The organism is Bifidobacterium italicum (genome assembly GCF_002286915.1).
GTDB lineage: Bacteria > Actinomycetota > Actinomycetes > Actinomycetales > Bifidobacteriaceae > Bifidobacterium > Bifidobacterium italicum.
In genome coordinates this window covers 1-10,496 of sequence record NZ_MVOG01000041.1, presented here as the reverse complement: position 1 = coordinate 10,496, position 10,496 = coordinate 1, and the positions used below count along the sequence as shown (strand labels likewise).

Below are 10,496 nucleotides of genomic sequence, written 5' to 3'. Positions count from 1 at the left end.
CGCCGTCGTATACGGTTCAGCCCGGTTTGCGAACGTCCTGTGCGAGCCCTGCACCCAAACCGTTCGCAAACCGCTACCTCCGCGAACGGTTTGGGTGCACGACTCCCCCACACCGTTCGCAAATCAGGTATCCGCTGCGATGTGACCGGACGCTGTGTCGTATGCCGGCTATGCGGCGGCGTCCTCGAAGTCGAAGATCTGGTCGCCGATGCGCACCTTGCACGGCGCCGTGAGCCTCATCGGCGTGCCCTTGACGACCTGGCGCTCGCCGTCGTCGTCTATGACGTAGGTGCCGTTGAGCGAACCGTAGTCCTCGATCCACAACGAGCCGTCCTGATCGAAGCTGATCGCCGCATGGTTGCGCGAGACGGTGCGCGTCGGATCGACGAGCCGCACCGACTTCGCGCCCTGCGGGATGTCCTGCGACGGCTTGCGCCCCATGAGCACGCCCATGTCGACGACGATGTTCTGGCCGGTGACCTCGTTGACGAGACGATAGACGTGGAGCGGCTCCTTCTTCATGAAGGCCGTCGACAGCACGGTGCCGTCCCATTCGTCGCTGCCCTCGGCGCCCTCCTCGGCCGTGTACTCGAGGTCGTCGCCCAGATGCGCGTTGTAGGAGTCGTCCGGGATGAGCGCCGGCTGTTCCGACGTCGTCGCGCTGATATGCTCCTCCTCGGGAAGGGGCGAGACGGATGCAGCCGGCTCCGGCTGTGCGAACGCCGACGGGGCGTCGACGGACGGCTGCGCGTCCATGGCGCCGGTCAAAGCCGCCATGTCCGGCTGCGCGCCAGTCGACGCGGGCCGCGCCCCATGGAGGTCCTGCGGGGTGGTTTGCTGCGGCGCGGCATCGCCGTGTTCGGGGACGAGCATGTCCTCTTCGACTTCATCGTCGGCGTACCAGCCCATCTCGGGCGCCGGAGGATACGGTAATTTCTGCATATTCCAGTCTTAGCACACCGGATTGGAAAACCGCGCATCGCCGCCACGGTATGGACGGCCCGCGGAAGGCCTTTCGACGACGACGCCGCCAAGGCCGGCCTGATCGAGCCGATGCGGCCGGCCGGATACGACAAAGGGGCGCGGTCCGCGCATGCATGCACGGACCGCGCCTCATCAGTCAGACGACCGCCGATCGTCGGTCGTCATCGGTCAGAACTTGAAGTCGTCGCCGAGATCGCCGCCGAGATCCTCCTGGCCGCCGTTGTCGTCCAGGAAGTCGTCCGGGTTGAAGTCGTCGCCGAGCTTGAGATCGCCGAAGTCGATGTTCGAGAAGTCGACGTCGGACATGTCGCCATCGCCGAACTCGCCGCCGAGCGCGTCGTCGCCGAGACCGAAGTTCGGGTAGATCGTGTCGCGGATCGCCTTGTCCGGCTCGACGACGGCGTTGCGGTAACGCGCCAGTCCGGTGCCGGCGGGGATGAGCTTGCCGATGATGACGTTCTCCTTGAGGCCCTTGAGGTCGTCTTCCTTCTCGTTGAGCGCGGCTTCGGTGAGCACGCGCGTCGTCTCCTGGAACGACGCCGCGGACAGCCACGAGTCGGTCGCAAGCGACGCCTTCGTGATGCCCATGAGCTCCGGACGGCCGGCCGCCGGCTTGCCGCCGTTGGCGACGGCCGCGCGGTTCGCCTCGATGAAGCGCGCACGGTCGACGAGCTCGCCCGGCAGCAGCGTCGTGTCACCGGAATCGATGACGGTGATGCGACGCAGCATCTGGTGGACGATGACCTCGATGTGCTTGTCGTGGATGTCGACGCCCTGCGAGCGGTACACGTTGTGCACCTCCTCGACGATGTTCTTCTGGGCGGCGTTCGGTCCGAGGATGCGCAGGATCTTCTTCGGGTCGACCGAGCCTTCGATCAGCTGCGTGCCGGCCTCGACGTGCTCGCCGTCCTTGACGAGGAGCGGCGCGCGGCGCGTTACCGGGTAGGCCTCCTCCTCGCTGCCGTCGTCGGGCTTGATGAAGACCTGACGACCGCGTTCGCTGTCCTCGATCCTCACGGTGCCGGCGACCTGCGCGATCGGCGCCTCGCCCTTCGGCGTACGCGCCTCGAAGAGCTCGGTGACACGCGGCAGACCCTGCGTGATGTCCGACGCCGACGCGACGCCGCCGGAGTGGAACGAACGCAGCGTCAGCTGCGTGCCCGGTTCGCCGATCGACTGAGCGGCGACGATGCCGACCGCCTCGCCGACGTCGACGAGCTTGTTCGTCGCGAGCGACCAGCCGTAGCACTTCGCGCACACGCCGCGCTTCGACTCGCAGGTGAGCACCGAACGGCCCTTGACCTCCTCGACGCCGTGCGCGACGAGATCGTTGAGCACGTCCATCGACAGCGCGTCGCCGGCGTGGTAGAGCACGGTCTCGCCGTCGGCCGGGTCGATGACGTCGGCCGCGAGCAGACGCGAGTACGGACCGCCGTCGGCCGCCTTGACGAGCACGAGGTTGCCGTCCTCGTCGCGTTCGGCGACCTTCATCGCCAGGCCGCGCTTCGTGCCGCAGTCCTCCTCGCGGACGATGACCTCCTGCGAGACGTCGACGAGTCGGCGGGTGAGGTAACCGGATTCCGCGGTACGCAACGCCGTATCGGCCAGACCCTTGCGCGCGCCGTGCTGCGAGATGAAGTATTCGAGCACGGACAGGCCGTCGCGGTAGTTCGACTTGACCGGTCGGGGGATGATCTCGCCCTTCGGGTTCGCCACGAGGCCTCGCATGCCGGCGATCTGGCGGATCTGCATCCAGTTGCCTCGCGCGCCGGACTGCACCATGATGTTCACGTTGTTGTCGTCATGGAAGTTCTCGCGCATCGCCTCGGCGACCTTGTCGGTGCACTCGGTCCACAGGTTGATGAGCTCCTGACGGCGCTCCTCCTCGGTGAGCAGACCGAGGTCGTACTGGCCGTTGACCTTGGCGGCCTCCTCCTCGTAGCCCTTGATGATCTCCTCGCGGTCCGACGGGGCGACGATGTCCGAGAAGGCCATCGTGACGCCCGACCACGGCGCGCGCGTGAAGCCGAGATCCTTGAGCGCGTCGAGGACGGCGGCGACCTGCTGCGTCGAATACCGCGTCGCGATGTCGTCGACGATCTTCGAGAGCTTGCCCTTCGGGCACTGCTCGTTGATGAACGGGTAGTTCACCGGCAGCGTCTCGTTGAACAGGATGCGGCCGAGCGACGTCGCGAACAGCACGGTGCCGTCGGTGAAGCGCTCCTCCTTGACGACGTCCGGGCTGCCCGGCTCCGGGTCGACGACCTTGACCTCGCCCGGCTCCCAGTCCTTCGGCAGCACGAAGTCCTCGGGAAGGCGGATGAGCACCTTGGCCTGCATGTCGATCTCGTGGCGGTCGAGCGCCATCTGCGCCTCGTCGAGAGACGAGAAGACGCGGCCCTGGCCCTTCGCGCCGTCGACGACGGTGCTCAGGTAGTACAGGCCCAGGATCATGTCCTGCGACGGCATCGTGACGGTGTGGCCGTCGGCCGGCTTGAGGATGTTGTCGGAGGCCAGCATCAGCGAGCGGGCCTCGGCCTGCGCCTCGGCGCTCAGCGGCAGATGGACCGCCATCTGGTCGCCGTCGAAGTCCGCGTTGAACGCGGCGCAGGCGAGCGGCGGCAGATGGATGGCCTTGCCTTCGACGAGGATCGGCTCGAAGGCCTGGATGCCCAGACGGTGCAGCGTAGGCGCACGGTTGAGCAGGACCGGGTGCTCGGAGATGACCTCCTCGAGCACGCCCCAGACCTCGGCGTCGCCGCGGTCGACGAGACGCTTCGCGCTCTTCATGTTCTGCGCGTAGTTGAGGTCGACGAGGCGCTTGATGACGAAGGGCTTGAACAGCTCGAGCGCCATCGGCTTCGGCAGGCCGCACTGGTGCATGCGCAGCGACGGGCCGACGACGATGACCGAACGGCCCGAGTAGTCGACGCGCTTGCCGAGCAGGTTCTGGCGGAAACGGCCCTGCTTGCCCTTGAGCATGTCGGACAGCGACTTGAGCGGACGGTTCGAGGCGCCGGTGACCGGACGGCCGCGGCGGCCGTTGTCGAACAGCGAGTCGACGGCCTCCTGGAGCATGCGCTTCTCGTTGTTGAGCATGATCTCCGGGGCGCCGAGCTCGATGAGGCGCTTGAGTCGGTTGTTGCGGTTGATGACGCGGCGGTACAGGTCGTTGAGGTCGGAGGTCGCGAAGCGGCCGCCGTCGAGCTGCACCATCGGGCGCAGGTCCGGCGGGATGACCGGGATCACGTCGAGGACCATCGCCTCCGGCTTGTTGCCGGTCGTCAGGAACGCGTTGACGACCTTGAGACGCTTGAGGGCGCGGGCCTTGCGCTGGCCGGTGCCGGTCTCGATCTCCTCGCGCAGTTCCTTCGCGGCGGCCTCGAGATCGAAGTCCTGCAGGCGCTTCTTGATCGCCTCGGCGCCCATGCAGCCTTCGAAGTAGTCGCCGTAGCGGTCCTCCATCTCGCGCCACAGGTCGACGTCGTTCTCCATGTCGCCCGGCTTGAGGTTCTTGAACTTGTCGAAGACCGCGCCGAGGCGTGCGATCTGGTCGTCGTAGCGCTGGCGGATCGCCGCCATGTCGCGCTCGGCGCCGTTGCGCAGCTTCGTGCGGGCGCTGCCCTTGACCTCGCCGTCGGCCTCGAGCTCGGCCAGATCGGCCTCGACCTTCTTCGCGCGCTCCTCGATCTCGTTGTCGCGGCGGCGCTCGAGGTTCTTCACCTCGGTGTCGAACTCCTCCTGCAGGTCCGGCAGATCCTGGTGGCGCTGCTCGTCGTCGACCTTCGTGACCATGTAGGACGCGAAGTAGATGACCTTCTCGAGCTCCTTCGGCGCGATGCCGAGCAGATAGCCCAGACGGCTCGGCACACCCTTGAAGAACCAGATGTGCGTGACCGGCGCGGCCAGCTCGATGTGGCCCATGCGCTCGCGGCGCACGCGGCTGCGGGTCACCTCGACGCCGCAGCGCTCGCACACGATGCCCTTGAAGCGCACGCGCTTGTACTTGCCGCACGCGCACTCCCAGTCGCGCGTCGGTCCGAAGATCTGCTCGCCGAACAGGCCGTCCTTCTCCGGCTTGAGCGTGCGGTAGTTGATGGTCTCCGGCTTCTTGACTTCGCCGTAGCTCCAGCCGCGGATGTCGTCCGCGGTGGCCAGGCCGATTTTCAGTTTGTCAAATGCGTTGACGTCCAGCACTTACGTTTGTCCTGTCTGTGTAGGTTCTTGTTTCTCTTGAATGACTCGTGTGATTACTTGTATTCAGGTTCATCAACGATTTGGTCGGCCTTCGCGGCGGCGTCCGGGCGGGCGCCGATGTTGAAGCCGAGGTCGTTGGAGGAGGAGACCGGATCGTCGTCCTCTTCCTTCATGTCGATCGCGACGCCTTCCGCGTTGAGCACTTCGACGTTGAGGGACAGGGACTGCATTTCCTTGAGGAGCACCTTGAACGACTCGGGGATGCCCGCCGGCGGCAGGTTATCGCCCTTGACGATCGCGCCGTAGACGCGCACGCGGCCGTCGACGTCGTCGGACTTCGTGGTCATCATCTCGTGCAGCGTGTACGCGGCGCCGTAGGCCTCGAGGGCCCACACCTCCATCTCGCCGAAGCGCTGGCCGCCGAACTGCGCCTTGCCGCCGAGCGGCTGCTGCGTGATCATCGAGTACGGGCCGGTCGAACGCGCGTGGATCTTGTCGTCGACGAGGTGGTGCAGCTTGAGCATGTACATGTAGCCCACCGAGATCGGCTTCGGGAACGGTTCGCCGGTGCGGCCGTCGAACAGCGTCGCCTTGCCGTCCTCGCCGACGAGCTTGTTGCCGTCGCGGTCGGTCAGCGTCGTCGAGAGCAGGCCCTTGAGCGTCTCCTGGCGCACGCCGTCGAAGACCGGCGTGGCGACCGGGGTGCCCGGCTCACCCTTCTCGGCGCCCTTCGGCACGTACTGCTTCCAGGCGGCCTCGAGGTCGGGGTCGAGCGAGATGTCCCAGCCCGCGTGCGCGACCCAGCCGAGGTGCAGTTCGAGCACCTGGCCGAGGTTCATTCGCGAAGGCACGCCGAGCGGGTTGAGCATGATGTCGACCGGGGTGCCGTCTGCGAGGAACGGCATATCCTCCTCCGGCAGGATGCGCGAGATGACGCCCTTGTTGCCGTGGCGGCCCGAGAGCTTGTCGCCCTGCGTGATCTTGCGGTGCTGCGCGATGTAGACGCGGATCATCTGGTTGACGCCGTTGGGCAGCTCGTCGCCGTCCTCCTCGGCGTCCTCGCGCGTGATCTCCTTGACGGCGATGACGGTGCCGGTCTCGCCGTGGGGCACGCGCAGCGAGGTGTCGCGCACCTCGCGGCTCTTCTCGCCGAAGATCGCGCGCAGCAGGCGCTCCTCCGGGGTCAGCTCGGTCTCGCCCTTCGGCGTGACCTTGCCGACGAGGATGTCGCCGGCCTCGACCTCGGCGCCGATGCGGATGATGCCGCGCTCGTCGAGGTTCGCGACCGCGTCCTCGCCGACGTTCGGCAGGTCGCGCGTGATCTCTTCGGCGCCGAGCTTCGTCTCGCGCGCGTCGATCTCGTACTCCTCGATGTGGATCGAGGAGAGCGTGTCGTCCTGGACGAGGCGCTGCGAGATGATGACGGCGTCCTCGTAGTTGTAGCCGTTCCACGGCATGAACGCGACGAGCAGGTTCTTGCCGAGCGCCATCTCGCCCTTCTCGGTCGCCGGGCCGTCGGCCAGCACGGTGCCTTCCTCGACGCGTTCGCCGTCGTGGATGAGCGGGACCTGGTTGTAGCACGTCGTCTGGTTCGAGCGCTGGAACTTCGCGAGCTTGTAGGAGCTCGTCGTGCCGTCGTCGTTCATGACGCGGATGATGTCCGCGGACACGTAGGTGACGACGCCCGGCTTCTCGGCGAGGATGACGTCGCCGGAGTCGACGGCCGCGCGCCATTCGGCGCCGGTGCCCACGAGCGGACGCTCGGACTTGATCAGCGGGACGGCCTGACGCTGCATGTTCGTGCCCATGAGCGCGCGGTGGCCCTCGTCGTGCTCGAGGAACGGGATCAGCGACGCGCCGACGGAGACCATCTGGCGCGGGGAGACATCCATGTAGTCGACCATCTCGACCGGGACGTCCTCCGCCTCGCCGGCCGCGTCTCGCACGAGCGCTTCCTTCTCGACGAAGTCGCCGTGCTCGTCGAGCTTCTGGTTCGCCTGCGCGATGACGTGCTCGATGTCGCGGTCCGCGGTCATGTACTCGACCTCGTCGGTCACATGGCCGTTGACGACCTTGCGGTACGGCGTCTCGATGAAGCCGAAGGGGTTGATGCGGCCGAAGGTCGCGAGCGAGCCGATGAGGCCGATGTTCGGGCCTTCAGGGGATTCGATCGGGCACATGCGTCCGAAGTGGGACGGGTGCACGTCGCGCACCTCCATCGATGCGCGGTCGCGCGACAGGCCGCCGGGGCCGAGAGCCGAGAGGCGGCGCTTGTTCGTGACGCCGGCGAGCGGGTTGTTCTGGTCCATGAACTGCGAGAGCTGGGACGTGCCGAAGAACTCCTTGATCGTCGCGTTGACCGGACGGATGTTGATCAGCGACTGCGGCGTGATCGCCTCGGCGTCCTGCGTCGTCATGCGTTCGCGCACGACGCGCTCCATGCGGCTCAGGCCGGTGCGCAGCTGGTTCTGGATCAGCTCGCCGACCTGACGGATGCGGCGGTTGCCGAAGTGGTCGATGTCGTCGACGTCGACGCGCAGCTCGATGTCCTCGCCGTCGCGCTTGCCCGGGAACGTCGCGGCGCCGGCGTGCAGCGTCACGAGGTACTTGAGCGTCGCGATGATGTCCTCGCGGCTGAGCGAACGGTCGTTGTAGTCCTTCTCGAGGCCGAGCTTGCGGTTGATCTTGTAGCGTCCGACGCGCGCCAGATCGTAGCGCTTCGTGTTGAAGTAGAAGGAATCGAGCAGGTTCTTGCCGGCCTCCGGCGTCGCCGCGTCGGTCGGGCGGATCTTGCGGTACAGGTCGACGAGGGCCTCGTCCTGGCTGTCGATCTTCTCGTTGTCGAGCGCGTCGAGCACGAGCGGGTAGCCTTCGAAGGCTTCGCGGATCTCGGAACGGGACATGCCGATCGCCATCAGGAAGACGATCGCCGACTGCTTGCGCTTGCGGTCGACGCGCACGCCGAGGAAGTCGCGCTTGTCGATCTCGAACTCGAGCCACGCGCCGCGGCTCGGGATGATCTTCGCGCCGAAGATCTCCTTGTCCGACGAGCGGTCCTGCTGGCGGTCGAAGTAGACGCCCGGGGAGCGCACGAGCTGCGAGACGATGACGCGCTCGGTGCCGCCGATGATGAAGGTGCCGTGCGGCGTCTGCAGCGGGAAGTCGCCCATGAAGACGGTCTGCGACTTGATCTCGCCGGTGTCGCCGTTCTCGAACTCCGCGTTGACGTACAGCGGCGCCGAGTAGGTGTAGTCCTTCTCCTTGCATTCCTGCACGGTGTGGCGCGGCTCCTCGAAGTACGGGTCGGAGAACGTCAGGCTCATCGTCTGCGAGTAGTTCTCGATCGGGGAGATCTCCTGGAAGACCTCGTCGAGGCCGGAGATGTGCGCGACGGTGTGCGTGCCCTTCTCCTCGTCCTCCTGGACGCGGGCCTGCCAGCGCTCGTTGCCGATCAGCCAGTCGAAGCTGTCGGTCTGCACGCCGAGCAGGTACGGCACGTCGATGGGTTCGGCGATCGAGCCGAAGTTCACGCGATCCGACGCCTTGTGCAGGTCGATGTCCCGCTGGTCGGCACGCGCGATGATGGAAGTGGTGTTCGTCGTAGTCTCAGACAATGGACGTTCCTTATCGCTGCTTGTTGTTCGTAACTATGCTCACGGTCAGAAGCGCGGTCACCGGCCGCCATATGCCTGGGTGCGCGGGCGCTTCGTCTTCGATAGCATGCCCGCCATATGACATACTAAGACACGAAATCAATATACTACCGTTTTCAACCAACGGCCGCAATCGGTATTCCAAAAATGTGAGCAATATCACACAACAATGCGCGTCATCGCCGACGGTCGCCCGCGCCGCTCACCCGACGGTGAAGGCCACCGGCTTGCTCTCGACATGCGTGTCGCCGTCGATGACGAGCTGCGCCGTATACGAGCCGCGGTCGACATGCGGCAGCTCCGCCGACGCCTTGCATTCGCCGCCGGAACGCACCGTGTCCCAGACGATCTTCCGCTCGTCGCTCACGCCCTCCATCATCAGCAGCGGACGGTACGTCGCCTCGCAGGCGTCGGAACGCCACACCGTGTCCGCGCCGGACTTGATGACGAGGACGCGCGCGTCGTCGGCGCCGTCGACGAAGCAGCCGGCCGGGTCGGAGCCGACGTACGTCATCGTCGCCGTGAACTCGAGCGAACCGCCGAGCGGCACGACGTCGGCTGCCGGCGTCAGCGTCATCTGCAGGTTCTTCGCCGTGCAGTCCTTCACCTTGCTCTTCTGAGGCGGCGCCGGCGCCGCCGAACGCGACACGGCCATGCGGTCGGCGACGCCGATCCAGTCATGCGCGGCCACGGCGCCGCGGATCAGGCTGTAGACGCACAGCACGCATACGATCAGGAACGCGAGCAGCGCGCCGAAGAACACGAGGCGCCGCTTGCGGTACATCGCGCGCCTGCTCTTGGACATCGTGCGCTTGCGCGGCTTCGCGCCCCCCTGCGACGCGGGACGCGGCGACCGGGACGACGACGTGCCCGACGAACGCTGCGGGCGGTTCGACGACATGCGCTGATGTGGTGGCTTCGGCATGGTCACCATCTTATCCACGCCGCCCACCCGAGATCGACGGCCGCTACGCCGGCAGCCGCACGCCGTGGCCGTCGACGATCTCGACCAGTCCGTCCTCGTCGAGCGACGCGATGCAGCGGTCGAGCTGCACGCCGTCCGCCCACAGCCGCGCCGCCGCCTCGTGCGACAGCACGCCGTGCGCGTCGTCAGGCAGCTCGCGCAGCGCCTGCATGACGATGCCGCGCACCTGACGGTCGGTGCCGGCGAAACGCTGCCGCGGCCTCGTGCGCCGCTCCCCCAGACGCGGCCGGCCGGCGGCGAGGAAGAGGCAGCGCTCCCGCAGCGGACAGTCGTCGCACTCCGGCTGTTTCGCCGTGCACACGAGCGCGCCGAGCTCCATGACCGCCTGGTTCCATGTCACGCTCGCGCCCGCGTCGTCCGGCAGCACGACGTCGGCGAGCGCGCGCTCGAGCGCGCTCGCGGCGCCGCCGAGCGACTCCTCGCCGAGGAACACGCGGCTGAGCACGCGGCGGATGTTCGTGTCGATGACGGCGATGCGCTCGCCGTAGGCGAAACTGAGCACGGCGCTCGCCGTGTAGTCGCCGATTCCGGGCAACGCCGTGAGCGCCGCGTAGTCGCGAGGCAGCCCGTCGCGGCATTCGGCGGCGACGACGCGCGCGCATTCCTGCAGCCGCAGCGCGCGGCGCGGGTAGCCCAGACGCCCCCACGCCTCGAGGACGTCGGCGCGCGGCGCGGCG

Annotated in this window: 5 protein-coding genes; all 5 read right to left on the bottom strand. The window is 67.0% G+C overall.

All coding sequences use genetic code 11. The annotated features are described in order from the left end of the window. Window positions 1-168 precede the first annotated feature (168 nt). A complete protein-coding gene (locus B1400_RS08460) occupies window positions 169-942 on the bottom strand; it encodes an FHA domain-containing protein (RefSeq protein ID WP_095613968.1) in 774 nt (257 codons plus the stop codon). A 210-nt stretch (window positions 943-1,152) separates the two neighbouring features. After that, window positions 1,153-5,181: a DNA-directed RNA polymerase subunit beta' gene (locus tag B1400_RS08455; RefSeq protein ID WP_095613967.1), complete on the bottom strand. Its 4,029-nt coding sequence runs from the start codon at window positions 5,179-5,181 to the stop codon at window positions 1,153-1,155. A gap of 53 nt (window positions 5,182-5,234) precedes the next feature. Continuing rightward, on the bottom strand, window positions 5,235-8,795 hold the full coding sequence (gene rpoB / locus B1400_RS08450; RefSeq protein ID WP_095613966.1) for a DNA-directed RNA polymerase subunit beta: 3,561 nt from the start codon (window positions 8,793-8,795) through the stop codon (window positions 5,235-5,237). A 241-nt stretch (window positions 8,796-9,036) separates the two neighbouring features. Further along, window positions 9,037-9,759: a hypothetical protein gene (locus B1400_RS08445; RefSeq protein WP_235607401.1), complete on the bottom strand. Its 723-nt coding sequence runs from the start codon at window positions 9,757-9,759 to the stop codon at window positions 9,037-9,039. A gap of 43 nt (window positions 9,760-9,802) precedes the next feature. Continuing rightward, window positions 9,803-10,496: HhH-GPD family protein (locus B1400_RS08440; protein WP_095613965.1), on the bottom strand; the 694-nt coding region annotated here is incomplete at its 5' end.